This window comes from Sphingomonas edaphi, assembly GCF_003583725.1.
In the GTDB taxonomy this organism is placed as follows: domain Bacteria; phylum Pseudomonadota; class Alphaproteobacteria; order Sphingomonadales; family Sphingomonadaceae; genus Sphingomicrobium; species Sphingomicrobium edaphi.
On record NZ_QXTF01000004.1, the window covers coordinates 14,344 to 32,286 of the forward strand.

Genomic DNA, 17,943 nt, shown 5'->3' on the forward strand with positions numbered 1-17,943 from the left:
AATCAGGCCGCCTGGCCGTGGCAATGCTTATACTTACGCCCTGACCCGCACGGGCACGGAGCATTGCGGCTATCCGGTGCGACGATGGTCTCACCGTCCGCGATGCTCTCGGGCAGCGGCGGACGCGGCGCTTGCAGCGGCGGAAGATTGGACAGCAGATTGCCACCCGCATCGACGTCGGCCGTGTCGTCATCGCCCGAGAACGGGTCGATGTGATTGGTGATGAATTCCGGCAAGGCGAAGTCGCCTGCGGACATCATCGGCATCGGCATCGGTTCTTCGATTTGAACCTGGGCGCGCATCAGCATCTTCGTCACATCTTCGCGGATCGTAATCAGGAGCCGCTCGAAAAGCGCGAAAGCTTCCTGCTTATATTCGTCGATCGGCTTTTTCTGAGCATAGCTACGCAGGTGAATGACCGCGCGAAGCGCATCGAGAGTCGCCAGATGCTCTTTCCAGTGGTGGTCCAGCGTCTGGATGAGAAGGTTCTTCTCGACCTGGACCCAACGTTCCAGATCAGCGCCTTCAATCTTGGCGGCCATTTTCTCATCGGCCAGTGCGTGAACACGCTCGATAATGATCGCCTGCTCGACCTCTTCTTCCCCGAGCCATTGCTCAACCGGCGGCTGCAGGTCGAGCACTTCATCGAGATTGGCCCTCAGGCCCTCGACGTCCCACTGCTCAGGATACGTGCCTTCCGGGCAGCTTGCCATGACAAGACCCTGGATGGTCTCGGCACGGAAGTCCTCGATCACGTCGCTGACATTGTCGGCGTCCATGATCTCCGCGCGCTGCTCGTAAATGACCTTGCGCTGGTCGTTCATGACGTCGTCGAATTCCACGACCTGCTTGCGGATGTCGTAGTTTCGCGCCTCGACCTTCTTCTGCGCGGTCTCGATAGCCTTGGAAATCCATGGGCTAACGATCGCTTCGCCATCCTCGAGATTCTTGTTCATGAGGCGCGCGAACGCGGTTTGCGGCCCAAAAATGCGCAGCAGATCGTCGTCCAGGCTCAGGTAGAAACGCGAGAGACCCGGGTCGCCCTGGCGGCCTGAGCGGCCACGCAGCTGATTGTCGATGCGGCGGCTTTCGTGGCGCTCGGTGCCAAGCACAAACAAGCCGCCGGCGGCGAGGACCTGCTGCCTCTCGGCTTCGATCTCGGCCGCAAAGCGCGCAATGATGGCATCCCGCTCGGGACCCTCGGGCATGTCCGAGAGCTCGTCTTCGATGCGGAATTCAAGGTTGCCGCCCAGTTTGATGTCCGTACCGCGGCCCGCCATGTTCGTGGCGATGGTGACGGCACCGATGCGGCCCGCCTGCGCGACGATATGAGCTTCGCTCTCGTGGAAGCGGGCGTTGAGCACGCTGTGCCGGATGCCTTCCTGCTCGAGATACTCGGAAAGCATTTCCGACTTCTCGATTGAGACGGTGCCAACCAGGACCGGCTGCCCCTTCTCCTGCCGCCCCTTGATCTCTTTAGCGATCGCCGCGAACTTGTCGGTGATGTTCTTGTAGAACTCGTCGTCCTCGTCGATGCGCTGGACGGGGACATTGGTCGGGATCGAGACGACGTTCATCCGATAAATATCGAAGAATTCCGGCGCCTCGGTCAGCGCCGTGCCGGTCATGCCCGACAGCTTTGGATACATGCGGAAGTAGTTCTGGAAGGTGATCGAGGCGAGCGTCTGGTTCTCCGGCTCGATATTGACGCCTTCCTTGGCCTCTACCGCCTGGTGAAGACCGTCCGACCAACGCCGCCCGTCCATCATTCGGCCGGTAAACTCGTCGATGATGACGACCTTGTCGTCCTTCACGATGTAATCGATGTCCCGCTTGAACATCTTGTTGGCCTTCAAGGCCTGGTTCAGGTGATGGACGACCTGGGTGTTGGCGATGTTGTAGAGGTTGCTGCCCTCGATAAGGCCGGCGTCCTCCAGCATCCGCTCGGCTTTTTCGGTGCCTTCTTCGGTGAGGACGATGCTCTTTTGCTTCTCGTCCTTCTCATAGTCCGTCTCCACGAACTGCTTCACGATCGCGTCGACGCTCATGTAGAGCTCCGACTTGTCGTCGGTCGGACCCGAGATGATGAGCGGCGTCCGCGCTTCGTCGATGAGGATCGAGTCCACTTCGTCGACGATGGCGTGGTTGAAAGGCCGCTGGACCATCTGGTCGCGCGAGAACTTCATATTGTCGCGCAGGTAATCGAAGCCGAGCTCGTTGTTCGTGGCGTAGGTGATATCAGCCAGATAGGCGTTGCGGCGTTCGACATCGCTGAGGTTCGGAACGATGACGCCGACTTCCAGGCCAAGGAATCGATAGATCTGGCCCATCCAGTCAGCATCGCGGCGTGCCAGGTAGTCGTTGACCGTCACGACATGGACGCCTTTGCCCGGGAGCGCATTAAGATAGGTCGCGAGCGTTGCGACCAGCGTCTTGCCCTCACCCGTGCGCATTTCCGCAATTTCGCCGCGATGGAGGGCAATGCCGCCGATCATCTGGACGTCGAAATGCCGAAGGCCCAGCGTGCGCTTCGATGCCTCCCGAACGGTCGCAAATGCTTCCGGCAGCAGGTCGTCGAGCTTGGTGCCTTCTGCCAATCGCTGGCGGAAAAGCGCCGTCTGGTTACGAAGCTCATCGTCCGTCATGGCGGAAATGGTGGGCTCGTAGCTGTTGATCGTCTCTACGATCTTGCCGAGCTTGGCGACGTAACGGTCGTTCGACGAGCCGAAGATGCTTTTGGCCAGGGAGGCGAGCATGTACGAAAAAATCCTCAAAAAGCCGGGCGCGCGGTGGCGATAGGACGCCTCGCCCGCGCGCGGGTAAAGACGGGGCGCGATGTAGGCAGCGCCCCGCCTTCCGTCAATCGAAACGCCTAGATATCGATCCGCTTAGATTTGGGCTTCAAGCCACTGCTGGATCTGGCTGCGGGGTGCTGCGCCAACCTTTTGGGCAACCGCTTCGCCATTCTTGAAAAGCAGCATCGTGGGAATGCCGCGAACGCCATACTTGCCTGGCGTATCGGGGTTTTCGTCGATGTTAATCTTGGCGATGGTGACTTTTTCGCCGAGTTCAGCTGCAATTTCCTCAAGCGCCGGAGCAATCATCCGGCACGGGCCGCACCACTCCGCCCAAAAATCGACCAGCACGGGCTTGTCCGCGCCGAGGACATCGGCCTGGAAGCTCTGGTCAGTGACGGTCTTGGTGTTCTGGCCCATAGTCGGGACTCCTTTGTATCGGGTTCAAGCAACCATATGGGGATGAACTTCTGCCTGCTCAACCGCCGAGCACAATGAGCTTGGGGCCAGACGTGTACAGCAGGGCAGCTTCCACTCGCCTACCCGGAAAAATGACGGACAGCGCCTCGGCGTAGGCCTCCATTTGCGCGCGGTGCCCTGCTGGAAGGCTGGCAGCATCGGCGGGAACGCGGCTTCCAGTCTTGAAATCGACCACTTTTACCAAGTCCTCGCCAATACAGATGCGATCGACTGTGCCGGCGACCACCCGACCATCTGACAAAGTTGCGGCGATCGGCGCCTCGGCCAACGACTGGGTTGAAAAGACGTCGGCAAATTGTGGGTCGCCGATGACCGAACATGCTGCCTCTGCAATCTCTTCGCGGTCGCTTTCTGCCACACCACTGGCTTCAAGCCATGCAAGCGCCAGCGGTTTGCGGTTCTGCTGTTCGACGGCCGGAAGCCGTTCAAAGAGCGAGTGAAGCAGTGTGCCGCGGCGGGCAGCAGCGCGCATTTCTGGCGTGGGCGGAAGAGCGGCGTCCTTGTCCTCGGCGATCTGCGAGGGGGCCAGGGGGCGTGGAGGCCTTGCTTCGACCGGCGCGGGCTCCCTGATCCATTGAGGGAGGGTAATGGGACCGAGAGACGCTTTGGCGGCCATCGGAGCGCCGGCCGCTTTCTTGTCGCCCTCCCAGACGAGTCGGCCACCCCACTCGCCCTCTTCCTCTATACTCGCCCCGAGCGCCTCCATGACCCTTGCTGTCGTGGCATGCCAGCTGCCGCTGGGAATGCTCCGCTTGGGTTTGACGCCCGCAATGACCAGGCGCTCAGCGGCGCGCGTCAGTCCCACGTAGGCGAGCCGCCAATGTTCCTGCATCGCGGCGTCGGACGCACCATCGATGAGAGCACGAAAAACGGGGGCGCTCTCGTCTTTTCTTGGCCGGATGATCGGTACCGCTCCGACCTCGGAAATCGGCATGTCGATCGTGGAGGACGTGCCCCCTACCTTGGCCGGGTCGTGCGTTGCGTCGGCAAGAACGACGAGCGGCGCTTCAAGACCCTTGGAGCCATGGACGGTCATCACGCGAACGGCGTTCGAGGGCGCGGAAGGATCGCGCTTTACTTCGACCTCGCCCTGCCCAAACCAGGCAAGGAAGCGGTCCAAAGACGGCACTTCTTCCTGCTCGAAGGAAATGGCGGCTGCCACCAGTTCCTCGATGGGATCACGGGCTGCTTCGCCAAGCCGTCGCAGCAACTTCTGGCGCCCGCCAAGCGGCCCGGACAAGATTGTCTCAAGGAAGCGGGCTGGAGTTACGTAGTCTGCCATCGAGAGCCAGTCCGCAAAGACGGCATGAGCCTCGGCGTGCAGCGGACTCTCATCCCGCCGGCGCGACAACTCCGTCCACAAGGCCCCCTTGCGACCTTGGGCGAGCTCATAGAGCTGCTCCTGGCTCCACCCGATCAGTGGCGACACCAGCACGTTTGCGAGGTTCAAATCGTCGAGGGGCTGGACCGCGAAACTAATGGCAGCAAGGAGGTCCTTGACCGCCAGCGGCTTGTGCAGATGAAGCCGGTCGATGCCTGCGACGGGTACCCCATGAGCATAGAGGCGAGCGACGATGAGCGAGGCCAATTCGGTCCGACTGCGGACCAGGATCAGTACATCGCCAGGAGTCAGCGGCCGCTTCGTCGACGCCATCGTGGGCGCTTCCGCAAGCCACTGTCGTACCTGCCTTGCGAGCGCGTCGGCATAGAGACGGGTCGGCTCGTCGATCCACCCCTCTTCACCCTCATCGGCTTCGGCTGCCTCGACAACAGGATCGTATGGCGGCCACAGCTCCACCTTCCCCGGCCAGTCAGCATTATGGGCCACATGGCGGTTGGGCGGCGACGGCAAGCCCATCGCCGCATGCCCTACGTCTTCAATGACGGCATCGACGACGTTCAAGACGGCAGGTGAAGATCGAAAGCTCGCATCGATCGAAAGATCGCGAAATTCACGAACGTGGATGTCGCTGCCATGAGCCGAAACGGTGAGGCTATGCGCGCGCTCTGCGATCAGACCCCGAAACTGCTCATATTCGCGAGGGTTGGTGCCCTGGAAGCCGAAGATCGCCTGCTTGAAATCGCCCACCATGAACAAGGTTCGCCAACGGTCTTCGGCCTCCGGGCTACCAGAGAAGAACTCCCCGGCGAGCGCGTCAACAATAGCCCATTGATCGGAATTGGTGTCCTGCGCTTCATCTACGAGGACGTGATCGGTGCGCTGGTCGAGCTTGTACCGGACCCATTCGCCCATCCCGGGCTTGGCAAAGAGCCGGCGGGTCCAGGCAATCAGGTCATCAAAGTCAGCGACCCCTGCGGCACGCTTGGCCCGGACATAAGCCCGCGCGAAACGTTGACCGGCGCGCAAGGCCGCCGCCTGAACCCGCGCTGCCTTTGCAGCAGATATGAGCGTCCGTAGCTCGACCAGCCAGTTCGCGAAGCTCGCGAGCAGGCTTTCATAGTCGGGATCGGCGTCGACCTGCTTTTGCTTCGCCTTGCAAGGCTCGCCCTTGGCGGTAACCAGGTGCGCGCCGACGCTCTCGAGCATATCCCGGCGATCCTCGGGGGCCGCTCCGAGGAAATTGGCGAGGTTGGCGGCAGCCTGAAGCCCGGTCTTCGTGCCCCATCCCTGGTTCGCCAGCAGCAAGCGCTGGATAGTTGCTTGATCGATCGCCTGGTCCTGCAGGCGCTTCAGGATTTCCGCATCGGCATCGCCGCCCTCGACCCCAATGATGCCAAGGAGGATAGGCTCGATCTCCGCGGAATCGCCGATCGCCTCCATGGCCTCGTGAGCCCGGGCGCACTTCATTAGATATTCCACGGCGCCTGCTTCGCCGAGACGCAGGCTGAGCGCGGAGACATCCGAGATGAGCCCGGCATCCTGGGCGGCGTCGGCGTCAGCCAGCAGGGATGACAGCGTGGAACGCGCAAGTTCAGCCTCGGCCCGCCCTTCGATGGGTCGAAAGCCCGGCGCCAGGTCTGCCTCGGCCGGGAACGAAGCAAGAAGCGATTGTGCGAAGCTGTGGATGGTCTGGATGCGAAGACCGCCTCCGGGAGCTTCCAGCACCTTGGCAAACAGGCGCCGCGCTTCCTGTATTTCTTCCGGGCCAGCTCGTTCCCCGAGCGCCTCAAGTTCGGCCGCGAGCTGCGCGTCAGGAAGGCGCACCCAGTGGGCGAGCCTCTCGCCTAACCGGTTGGCCATTTCGGCAGCGCCGGCCTTGGTGAAGGTTAGGCAAAGAATGGACGATGGCTGGGTTCCGCGGACTAGCAGGCGCAGGACGCGGGAGGTCAGGACGTGCGTCTTGCCGGTGCCCGCTGAAGCGGAGAGAGCTGCGTGGACAAGTGGATCGGATGCAGCCGCCTGCGCGCCAGCCAGTCTGTGAAATGGCTTCAGGCGCCGGCGCATTTCAGCTCCTTGGTGCTTTTCATTGGCCCGCCGCCGTCATAGGGACTTGGACAACCAGTAGATGCGAGGATCGAATGAGCGACGATACGAAGCGTGACGACGAACGGCGTGGCAAGCTTGTGAAAGCCGGCGTTGCTGTTGGTATCGGCTCGGCCGCCATTGTTGCCGCGCTTCTTTACGCGTCCAAGATCAAGAAACCCACGCGCGGCGGCCCAAAGCCGGATTAATTCACTCACGGCCATACCACTCCTCCAGCCTCATGAGCTGGTCGTAATCCTCGTACGGCGCGTAAGCGGGATGAAGCTTGGCGTGGAATGGCTCGAGGCCAAGCAGCCACTTTTGCGCAGCGACCTCGAATTGTGCGTAAGCCCGTTCGACAAAGGCCTCCGAGCCCTCGTCCGCATCGGGCGAGCGACGATAGCCTAAGCTACCATCCTTTTTGGCAAGCGACCAATATTCGTGGACGCCTGCTTCCCCCTTAACATCGCCAAACCCGCCTTCACGAGCAATCAGCGATAAAAGGCCAAGCTGGAGCGCAAAACCTTCGGCAACGGCTTTGGGCTTCGGCGCCTGGCCGGTCTTATAATCGACGATGGCCAGCTTTCCGTCAGGCAGCTGGTCAATCCGGTCCACGACACCGTAGAGCCGCACACCCCCGATTTCCGCTTCGCCTCTTGTTTCCGCGAGAATTGGCCTCCTGCCCTTCTCCCGGTCCTCTTCCATCTCCTCTGCCACCCACTCGACGGCCTCCATGAGACGAGGTCCCCAGAGCGCTCGCAGCATCGGGTGGATAGCCGCATCTCCAAGCATCGCCTTGGCCCTGTCGGCTAGCTTTGCGGGATCGCAGCTATCCTCCTTGAACCAAAGTTCGAACACCTTGTGGATTGCGGTCCCCTTCCAGGCCGCATGCTGCTCGGCATCTATCGGCTCGTTCTTGCGGAGCCTCAGGATCGCCTTCGCGTAGAAGGCAAACGGATCGGCATTCAGTCGATCGAGATCGGTAACGGCGATCTGGCGAGGTCGATCGGCTACGGGCGGAACCGGCGCCGGCCTCTTGGCAGGCTCAGTCTTCTCCGATCGATCCAATGAAAGCGCAAAACGCTCGAGCCGCTGGTCTCGTGTCATTCCGCCGGTCATTGCCTGGAGCCGAAGCCAGAGCCTCGATGCAACGGTAGGCGAGCGTCCATCTCTCCTCGCCCTGGTGAGGAGAACTTGAGGCGCTCCCAGAGCGCTCATGAAGTCGTGGGCGGAAAGGCCGGTTCGGAAATCCAGGCCGGGCAGTCCGAGCGAGCGCCGGATTTGCGGTGCAAGCCATGGATCAGGCGAAGGCAAAGCCGGCCAGACGCCCTCGTTCATCCCGCCAAGAACCATCAAGTCCGCTTGTTGAAGACGCGCTTCGAGCAAACCCCAGATGAATATCCTTGGATGTCCGCCATAGGGCCGCCGGACGGGGATGCTATCCATGAGCTTTCGAAGAAGCGGAACCGTGTCGCCCTGCTCTAGCCGCATAACTCGCCCGTCCGCGGATTCCTGGAGCGAAGCGAGAAGTTCAGCGGCCGCGCGACCGTCTGGTCCCGCCCATGCACTCGCACCACTCAGGTCCGAGACGATTCCCGCGATCTGTGCGGCATGGTCGGCCAGCGTGCTTCCAAGCGACAAATCTTGGAGTGAGGCAATGCGTTCGCGGATCAAGGCCCAGGCTGCGCGGGCACGCAAGACATTCGCTCCGCGACGTTCATCCATCTGGGCAATATGCCGATCGATGCCGGTTATGCCCGCGCCCGGTCGAGGACCGCGCAAGGCCATGTCGAGTTGCCGAACCTGCTCGAGCCACTCTTGGCGCGCGCCGTCTTCTCCACCCACCAATGGATGCTTCAGAAGCGCAAGCAGCGGGACAGGCGCAAGGTCCTCGACGAGCGCGGCGGCAACGGCGAGAACCAGCGTTCCTGCAGGGGTTTTCGATAATGGAAGTCCGGCGCTGTCGTCGGCTTCAATGCCCCAGCGCTGCAAATGCCCGGATACTCGAGAAGCCAGATTTCTATCCGGCGTGACGAGCGCCGCCGTTCGCCCCGGCGTCTCGATTGCCTCGCGAAGCGCAATGGCAATCGCCTGCGCTTCGCTTGCCGGATCCGGCAGTTCGGCAACCCGGATTCCCGTTAAGCGGCGCTCGCGCGGCGGCAAGTCCATCCACTTGTCCGTGAAACGGGGCGAGGCCATGGCATGGATGACCGCTCGGCCACGGGCGGCCGGAGATGCGGCCCTGCCCCCTCCCCGCCAGTCTCTTACCTCGTCCCGGCCGACGCCGATCCGGTCGAGAAGCTTCTTCAGATGAAACTGCGGATGGGTTTCTTCTCCGCGTTTCTGGTCGTCAGGACCGAGCGCCGCCCATTCGTCCGGCGTCATTTCGTGTGCGGATGCCAAGGCAGGAAGAACAAGGGCACCATTGGCCATGCGCGACACCGCAGACAGCAGTACAGCAACCGCCGGCGCTGACGTGGCGATACCGGCCGCAATCGTGAAGCCTTCGGGCGGCGTCGCCGCCCATCGCTTCGCCAGCGAGTGGAGCAGCAGGCTTCTTCGCTCCGTAAGGTCGATGAACCCGCGCTCGGCAAGGATCGCAGGCCAACGATCGAGGATTGCTCGGAATCGCTCGATCGACTGCAGCCAATGCGATGCAAGATCGCCGTGCTCGGCCACCGCCCCAGCGAGCCTTTCAACCGGCACCTCCTCGACAGCGAGGGCGTCCATCGTCCGACCGAGCTCTGCGGCAAGGTTCATCGCTTCGGCGGCGCTTTCGCCCTTCTCGCGAACGAGCCGGGCAAGCAGCAATTGGCGCGAAAGAGGATCGATCGCCGGCGGGATGGTGTTCGCAAGTTCGAGCGGGTCCAGTGCTCCACCAATACGGTCCTGGATTTCCGGATCGCCGATCGCAATCAGCCGCGGCAGAACCAGGCCCGTCCCGCTCGCGCGAACAAATGCGTCCGTGACGGTGCGGACCGCGCGGTTGTTGGGAAGAAGGATGCGCCCCTTCGCAAGCGCCAGCGGATCTCGGCCAAATGCCGCGAGGAGGCCGGTCGCCAGCGCATCGGAAAAGCTTCTGTGAGCTGGAATCGAGTAAACGAGCGGATCGCCGGCCTGCCGGCGATCAAACAGCCCGAGATCAGGCATTCTGGAGAGCGAGCTCGGTCGCAGGAATGGCAGCGGGAGAGCCGACGTCGAACCACAATCCCTGGTGCACGGCGCCGTAGCAACGGCCCTCCTCGATCGCCCGGTCCCAGAAGATGTTGGTTGAGAAGGCACCTTCCGGAGCGTCTCTTAGCAGCCGCTTCGACACCATCTGGATGCCCGTAAAGACATAGGGCGCAACGCACCCTTTCTTGCGCCTTGAAAGCTTACCGCCCGGCGACATGTGGAAATCGCCCTGACCGCCGTGGTTACCTGCTCGCGCATGGGGAACGAGGAGAAGGAGTGCATCCATCTCCCCCTCTCTCCAATGCGACGCGAGTAGCTTGAGCGTATCGGCCGGGCCATCCACCCAGTAATTGTCGCTGTTGACCACGAGAAATGGGTCGGACTGGATCAGCGGCTCAGCGCGCACCATGCCGCCGCCCGTTTCCAAAAGCAGGTCCCGCTCGTCGCTGATCTTGACGTCGAAGTCGCTGGCCCGGGATTTCAGATGCGCCTCGATGGAGTCCGCGAGATAATGAACGTTGACGACGAGCTTGCTGACGCCTGCAGCCCGCAGGCGATCGAGCACATGATCGAGAAGCGCTTTGCCTGCGACCTCCACCAATGGCTTGGGCCGGGTCGCCGTCAGCGGGCGCATCCGCTTTCCAAGCCCTGCCGCCATGACCATCGCCGTTTCCGGCACCTTGGCTGGAATTTCAGGTCGCAGCGACAAGGCACGGGCTTTGCGGGTCATGCCGGTTCGACCTGCCAAGCCGCTGTTCGTGCGGAAACCGGAATGTTCTCGTCGAACCAGGCGCGAACGGGTCCAAGCGACGGATGCTCAAGGTCTCGCTCAAGCAAACCCCACATCCTGGGCTGGAAGGCCTTGTAGCGGTCTTTACCGTCGCGTTTCCACAAGCGGCAGAACACCCCGAGAATGCGCGTGTTGCGCTGGGCTGCGAGCGCCCAATAAGCCTGCTCGAACCTGTCGTCCGCCCCGGTCTTCTTGACGTAGCGATCGATCATGTTCCGTTCGATCGCTGGAGAAACGTCGCGCCGGGCGTCCTCCAGAACCGACACCACGTCGTAGGCGGGATGCCCTGCCAACGCGTCCTGGAAATCGAGCAAGCCGAACCGGCGGACTCCGCCCTCGCCATCCAGCAGCATCACGTTTTCGGCGTGATAGTCGCGCAGCACCGTCACAGGGCCGAGACCATCGTTGGCCACAGGCTCAAGAACCTTGCGCCATGCGGCCTGCCAACCCGCCCGATCAACCGTTCCATGCTCAACTGCCGGCACATACCAGTCGAGGAACAATTCCAGCTCGGTCATCCACTCTTCAAGACCGTGCGGCGGAAGACCGACCATCGGCCGATGCTGGTGAAGGTGAACCAGGACATCGATCGCGGTTTCATAAAGATCTGCTTCAGCGTCCGGCGCAGCATCGAGGGCCTCACGCATGCGCTCATCGCCGAAGTCGTCGAGCAGCAGCAGGCCCCGGTCCATATCGCGTGCGAGGATCCGCGGAGCGACCAGGCCAATGCTTGTGATCCACTCAGCGATGGCGACGAAGGGTCGTGGGTCTTCATGTGGTGGCGGCGCGTCCATGAGCACTGCCCGGCGATTTTCTGCGACCACCCTGAAGTAGCGACGGAAGCTTGCGTCCCCAGCGAGCGGTTGAATTTCGGCGTCGCCCCACCCTGCCTGTGCCAGGAATTGAGACGCGTGTTCGGGCGGAATCATGTTGGCGGCCATCGCCCTTCCCATGCCGTGGGTACGACCGCTGTCAAGGCGCGACTGCCGTCTTCTCGGGGCTCCAGCGACAGGGCGAGTGCATCAGGCCACGCACCGTTTCCGCCGTGCTCGGGCCATTCGACGATCAGGACGCCATCGGACCGAATTTCGTCGAGGCCCAGTTCCTCAAGTTCGGATGGGCCTTCGATCCGATAGAGATCGACATGCCAGACCGGTACCCTGAGGTCTTCGTAAGGCTGGACGATCGCAAAGCTCGGACTCGGAACCTCGCCATGGTGACCAAGAGCCTCGAGGACACCCCTCGCCAGCGTGGTTTTTCCCGCAGATAATGGACCCGACAGTGTGACCACGTCGCCCGCGCGAAGCAGGGCAGCGATCTTGCCCCCGAACGCCGCCGTGGCTGCTTGATCGTCGAGGATCACTTCGGCGCTCTCGGCAAGGTGAGGATTACGCTTGTGCCTTTACCTAGCTGCGACTTCAGCTCGATCGTACCCCCGTGCGCTTCGACGAATTGCCGTGTCAGCGGAAGGCCGAGCCCAAGCGCCGCCTCGCCGCGCACCGTCGACTGGGTTCGGTGGAACCGGGCGAAGACCTTCTCCTGGTCTTCTGCCGCAATGCCCCTTCCATTGTCGGTGATCATGATCCGGGCGATGTGCTCATCACCATCGGCCGTCAGCGAGATGGCCCCGCCTTCATCCGTAAAGGTCACTGCATTTCTCAAGATATGCTCGACGGCTTCCCGCAGCCGGCGCGCATCGCCAATGACGCTGCCTGCAGAAGGCTCCAGCTTCAGCGCTAGCTTCTGGTCCTTCTCGGTGGCCCTGCCTTTGATATCGTCCGCAACGGACCGGCACATACCGGCGATGTCGACGCGCTCCCGCTCAAGATCGACGCCCTTGGTATCGCCCTGCGTCAAATCGAGGACATCATTGATGAGGCGTGACAGACGCTCTGCAGATTCGAGAATGGCGGCAACATAGTCCGCGGCCGCTGGCGGCAGCTTACCGGCGTAACCGGCGGCCAGCATCTCGGCGAACCCGCCGATGGAGGTCAGAGGCGTCCGGAGCTCATAGCTCATGTTGGCAACGAAGTCGGTTTTGACCCGGTCGGCCTCTTCCAACGCCGCCGCACGCTCGCGAAGGGCCGCTTCAATGCGGCTGGAGTCGGTGACGTCGATCATCGTGAAGAGCGCATTGCCGTCGGGCAATGGCACGGCCGCGAAGTCGAAATGTCGACCATCGGTCAGCGAGACGCGGCCGGTACCCAACTGGCGGCCGCTGGTGGTCGAGCGCACCATTTCACGGACCTGGGCTGCGGCTGTCGGATTGACCAGGCGCTTGGCCATCGCCGGAACGAGTTCGTCAACCCGGGGGTGCTCTGCAAGCCAGCTTTCGTCGAGATCCCATACCTCGCTGAAGCGCCGGTTCCAGAGGTAGAGCCGGCCATCGGAGGCAAACACGCTGATGACCTCGAAGAGGTTGTCGAACGTTGCGGTCCGGACGCGAAGAAGCGTGTCACGGGCCGACGCGAGCCGGACCTGCTCGGTCCGATCTTCGAAGATTAGTCGTAAGCCCCCGTCCGGAAGCGGCTGCGCCAGGACGCGAAGATGGTCGCCGTTGGCGAGGATCCAGTCTTCCTCGATCGTTTCTTCAGGCGAGATGAACCAGCCCCGCCGCTCGGCCTTCCAGGCGGGGAAATCCCGGACTTCTGGTATCCGGCCGCTCTCGCGCATCTTCTCGAGGACCCGCTCGAATGCCGGCTGCTCGGACAACCATTCGGGATCGATGCGCGCCATGATCGCAAACGGCTGGTTGAAGAAGGCCAGGTTTCGATCGCCGTCGAACTGGACTGCACCTGCCGTCATCCGGTCGGCGAGTTCGCGCTGAGATTCCTGGTTGCGCGCAAGATCGATCCTTGCATCTTCCAGGTCCTGGATATCGATGGCAAAGCCGGCAACCGCGCCCGTGGGCAGCGGAACATCGACCAGCTTCAGCATGCGACGCTCCTGGCCGATCGTCGCCGGCTGGGTGCGCGAATAGGGCCGGCCGCTATCAAGCGCGATCTGGGCACCCGACTTCGCGCTCTCGGTCCCCACTGCGTCAATCAACTCGGTGCCGCGCTCGATCACATCGGCCGCGTCACTGCCTTCGACAGCCGCGACGAAGGCGGAATTGACGAGACCGAGGCTGAGATCTGGCCCCCGGTACCACATCGGAAAGGGCGCGCTTTCGATGAGCTGCGTTAATGCATCGAGCGCAGCATCGGTCTGCTGAAGCCGACGGGTCAGCTTGGATCGGTCGGCATCGGCATCGCTGATGTCGAACAGCCACGCCAGCACTGTCCCAGGTTTGGCTGGGGCCGGCGCAAGCGACGCACGCACCTCAATGACACGGTCGCTATCGGCGAGCTTAATTTGGCGCCTGATATGTTCCCCGCCCAACCGGACATTCACAAAATCGGCGGAAAGGGCCTCTAACCCCTCGCGGTCAAATCCCTTCCCATCGCGCGTAAGGTCACCGAGGACCTTCGGCGGGACCGAGAAACCTAGATCTCGCAGCAGGTGATTATCGACGTCGATCTTGCCGTCTGGCTCGATCATGATGGCCCGAGCCGGCGCCACATCCAGAAGCGCCTTCATGGATTGGGCAGCACCGAGAACCGACTGGGCTCTCTTGAGGCGCCGGGCCGCGAGGATAGCCAGCGCCGAGGCCAGCGCGACCCACAAGGCGGCGATCACGATGATGGCTGCAGCCGCGTCCGCGCCTACCATCTGACCCTACTACCCCCGCCTAGCATCTGTCCGTCATAGGACGCGCCTGAACAAAGAAAAAGGGGCGGGATACCGATGGTACCCCGCCCCAGAAGTTTAGTTTTTTATGTGCTTAGAACTTCGCCTGTGCGCTCACGAAGAAGCGACGGCCGAAGTAGTCATAGTAGCTGCCGAGCAGCGGAACCTGACCGAAGCCGCTGATCGGCGTACCGACCGTCGACACCCGCGGCGGCTTCTTGTCGAAGATGTTCGACACGCCGAGCAGGAAGTTGAAGTTCTTGTTCACTTCCAGTTCCGCCGACAGGCTGTGGTAGGCAACGCGCGGCAGCTTGTAGACCGGGCAGTAAGGTCCGCCACGCAGAGCGTAGGCTGCGGCCGTCGCCAGGCAGTTGTCGGCGTTGAGGTTGGCACCGCCAACATCTTCCAGATCTTCGAAGTCGTTGGTCTTCGAAATGATCTGAAGGCCATAAGTCACCGTGAACGGAGCCTTGCGCCACGTCAGGTTCATGTCGCCGACCCACTTCGGATCGCCCACTTCACCGTTGAAGCTGTCGGACACGCCCTGGAACAGGGTGTACTTGTCCTTCAGCTGATAGGTCATCTGAGCGAGCAGCGAGAGCGAGCCCAGCGAACCCAGGTCCTGACGGAAGCGGGTCGTGAAATCGAGGCTCTTGTTCCGCTGCTGATCGATGTTCAGGTACGGATCGGTGACCGTTACGATGTTGTACTGGTTCGGCGCATCGGGCTTACGAACGATGAGGTCGCAAAGCGGCTCATTTTCGAAATTATCCGACGTATAGCAGCCTGCCAGGATGCTTCCGGCACCGAGCTGGGTAACCTGATCCTTCACGTTGATGTCAATGTAGTCGACCGTGAAGCTGAACTGGCCGCCATCCCAGAACCACGACTGCGGCGTGAAGATCGCGCTCAGCGTGAATGCCTTGGACGTTTCAGGATCGAGCAGGCCAACGCCGCCTTCCGAGAAGGTCTCGAACGAGCTGCCGGCACCGGCATAATTGTCCGGAATGCCGAGCGAAGCGCAGTTCGCCGCCAGCGTCGCGTTGTCCTTCAGGCCGTAGTTGATGCAGGGATCGAGACCCTGACCAAGGAAGCCGGATTCGCTGGCGAGGAACTGTTCGAACAGCGCCGGCGAGCGGAACGAGGTGCCGTAGGTTGCGCGGAAACGCAGCCAATCGGTGACCTGCCAGTTGCCGGCGAGCTTGTACGTCCAGTTTCCGTTATCCGAGTCTTCCTGGCCGTCGAACGCACGCTTGGCATTCGTGTTGGTGACACGAGCAGCGCCGCTGAAGGTCAGCGACCGTGCGATCGGAGCATTCTCGAGGATCGGGATTTCGATTTCGCCGAATGCTTCCTTAGTGATCTGACGACCAGCGGTGACGCCCGAAGTCGTGCTGCCCCAAACGTTGTCGCTGAGCGTGACTTCACCCGGCGTGTCATTGATCGAGTCACGACGGAAGTGCAGGCCGAGCGCCGCCTTCACCGGACCAGCAGGCAGTTCGAAGAGATCGCCGCCGGCGGTCACTTCAGCGCTGGTCTGCTTGTAGAGCGTGTTGCCCTTGTCCCAACCGAACAGGAAGGCGCGCTCTTCCGGCGTGAAGTTGCCGGCGAGAACACGCGGATCCGTGTAGTTGATATCGATGCAGGGGACGCCGCGGATCGCGGTTACCGTGCCTTCGCACAGGTCCGTGCGGAACTCGGCAACGCCGAATTCGATCGCATCCCGGAAGATGACCTGACGAGCATAGTCGCCGTCCGAGCGGCTGTGCTGAACGTGGAAATCAACGAAGCCGTTGGAAAGGACATTGTCGAGGTCCGCGCGCAGACCAGCAACGCCGCGATAGTATTTGACGTCCGTGCTGGAGTTGAACGGTGCATAGATGACTGGCTGCAGCAGGTTCGCACCGCCAAAGCCCGCATTCAGCGGATCGCCAACCGCGTTCGGATCGCAGGTCGTGCCGTCGCAGAAGAAGTACGGCAGATAGTACGCACCAAAGGCCTCGGAATAGACCGTGTCGCCAGAACCCGGGAACTGGTAGAAGAACAGCTGCCGCGAGGCGTCAGTCTTCGTCTTACGACGATTGTAGAGCCCTTCGAAGTAGAGCTCGACGCGATCGCTGAGCTCATAGCCAGCTTCAGCAAAGACAGTGAAACGCTTGGTGTCCGGAATAACCGAGTCACCAAGGGCGCGACTATCGAAGTTGTTGGCAAGTGCGAGGCCGTCTGCCGTGAACGAACCTACCGGGAAGAACCCGGTCGGCGCCGTAAACTGCGTATCGTTGGTCGGATTAAAGAAGGATCCGACTTGACCCGGCGTGCTCAGATACTGGTCCAGGTTCTGGCCCGGACGGTTGTACTGAATGGCGCCGATCGCACGGCGGGTAAAGTTAGCCGGGCAAATTCCGGCAGCTGGCGTACCCGGGATAGCGGGGACGCAAGGACCGCGCAGGTTGTTACCGCTCATCAGGCCGACGTTGGCGATAAAGATCTGGTCGGTCGGGAAGGCCCCGCAATAGGGATCGCCCGTACGCGGGTCGACCGGATCAACGCGATCGCCATCGGCGTTGGTGACGTATTCTTCCTCACAGCCGAGGAAGTCGCGATCGCCACGCTCCAGCTCGCGCTGGCGATGGAAGTTGAGGCCGATCATCGCGTGTCCGCGATCACCAAGCTTGGTCCCGTAGGTTCCCGAGATGCTGTACTGCTCGCCGCCCGAATTTTCCGGAACCGAAGAGAAGCCACGAAGCTGGAAGCCTTCAAGGTCCTTCTTCGTGATCAGGTTGACGACGCCGGCAACGGCGTCCGAACCGTAGATCGACGACGCACCCGTCTTAAGGATGTCAACCGACTGGATGGCATCGACCGGAATAACGTTAAGGTCGAACGCCGAAACGCCGCCGCGGACGCCGGCCGGACCGGCACGACGGCCGTTCAGCAGCACGAGCGTGCGATTGGCGCCAAGTCCACGCAGCGAAATCGTCTGGACGCCTTCACCACCGTTAACGACGAAGTTGGACGAAATGGCCGAGGTGATCTGGGTCGAACCCGCCGCAACCGGCGAGGACTGCAGAACCTCTGCGGTGTCGAACTTGCCTTCACGCGCCTCCATCGAGGGGTCGATGATGGTCACGGGATCCGGGCTGTTGCGCTCGTCGCGGCGCAGACGCGAACCGGTAACGACGATCGTCCCGGTCGAACCCTGAGTGCCTTCCGCCGAAGCAGGGGTGCCCGACGGCACGGTCGCCTGGTCGCCGGCATTGGCATTCGGAGCAGCCGTTTCGGCCGCTTCCGCGCAAGCCTGACGTTGAGCGTCGTCGGTGATCGCCGCGCAATTCTCCGGCGCCGGAGCCGGCGCGTCCTGAGCAAAGGCAGGTGTTGCCGCGGCGAGCGCGATGGCTCCCACGGACGCAGTAGATAGTGCAAGTACAGCAATGCGGCGCATTGTTCACCCCGTTTGAGATAACCCTGAAAGGGGGGAGACTAGCGCCGACATCGCCTTCGTCGAGTGGCAACAGGAAACTGAACCGTCTTTCCTGCCGCTCGTTACATTT

Annotated in this window: 10 protein-coding genes; all 10 read right to left on the reverse strand. The window is 62.0% G+C overall.

Annotated features, from left to right (window positions below; all coding sequences use genetic code 11):
• Positions 1-2: 2 nt before the first annotated feature.
• Positions 3-2,756: a preprotein translocase subunit SecA gene (secA, locus tag D3M59_RS10520; RefSeq protein WP_119533637.1), complete on the reverse strand. Its 2,754-nt coding sequence runs from the start codon at positions 2,754-2,756 to the stop codon at positions 3-5.
• Positions 2,757-2,888: 132 nt separating this feature from the next.
• The gene (trxA, locus tag D3M59_RS10525; protein ID WP_119533638.1) at positions 2,889-3,215 is read right to left on the reverse strand and encodes a thioredoxin TrxA; all 327 of its coding nucleotides are present in this window, start codon (positions 3,213-3,215) and stop codon (positions 2,889-2,891) included.
• 58 nt (positions 3,216-3,273) lie between these two features.
• Entirely contained in the window at positions 3,274-6,681 is a 3,408-nt protein-coding gene (addA, locus tag D3M59_RS10530; RefSeq protein WP_119533639.1) for a double-strand break repair helicase AddA, read from the reverse strand.
• Complete coding sequence (locus D3M59_RS12170) at positions 6,666-6,917, reverse strand: hypothetical protein (protein WP_199662504.1); 252 nt, start codon at positions 6,915-6,917, stop codon at positions 6,666-6,668. The genes addA and D3M59_RS12170 overlap by 16 nt, the downstream gene beginning before the upstream one ends.
• Positions 6,910-9,849 (reverse strand): double-strand break repair protein AddB, encoded by a 2,940-nt coding sequence (addB, locus tag D3M59_RS10540; protein WP_119533640.1) that lies wholly within the window; start codon positions 9,847-9,849, stop codon positions 6,910-6,912. Before addB ends, D3M59_RS12170 begins: the two co-directional genes overlap by 8 nt.
• A complete protein-coding gene (locus tag D3M59_RS10545) occupies positions 9,842-10,603 on the reverse strand; it encodes a nucleotidyltransferase family protein (protein WP_119533641.1) in 762 nt (253 codons plus the stop codon). Before D3M59_RS10545 ends, addB begins: the two co-directional genes overlap by 8 nt.
• Positions 10,600-11,604, reverse strand: a complete 1,005-nt coding sequence (locus D3M59_RS10550) for an aminoglycoside phosphotransferase family protein (RefSeq protein WP_119533642.1) — start codon at positions 11,602-11,604, stop codon at positions 10,600-10,602. Before D3M59_RS10550 ends, D3M59_RS10545 begins: the two co-directional genes overlap by 4 nt.
• Positions 11,589-12,026: a tRNA (adenosine(37)-N6)-threonylcarbamoyltransferase complex ATPase subunit type 1 TsaE gene (gene tsaE, locus D3M59_RS10555; protein WP_119533643.1), complete on the reverse strand. Its 438-nt coding sequence runs from the start codon at positions 12,024-12,026 to the stop codon at positions 11,589-11,591. Before tsaE ends, D3M59_RS10550 begins: the two co-directional genes overlap by 16 nt.
• Entirely contained in the window at positions 12,023-14,374 is a 2,352-nt protein-coding gene (locus tag D3M59_RS10560) for a sensor histidine kinase (RefSeq protein ID WP_119533644.1), read from the reverse strand. Before D3M59_RS10560 ends, tsaE begins: the two co-directional genes overlap by 4 nt.
• 112 nt (positions 14,375-14,486) lie before the next feature.
• Positions 14,487-17,834 carry a TonB-dependent receptor domain-containing protein gene (locus D3M59_RS10565; RefSeq protein ID WP_119533645.1) on the reverse strand — a complete coding sequence of 1,116 codons (3,348 nt, stop codon included), beginning with the start codon at positions 17,832-17,834 and terminating at the stop codon, positions 14,487-14,489.
• Positions 17,835-17,943: the final 109 nt, after the last annotated feature.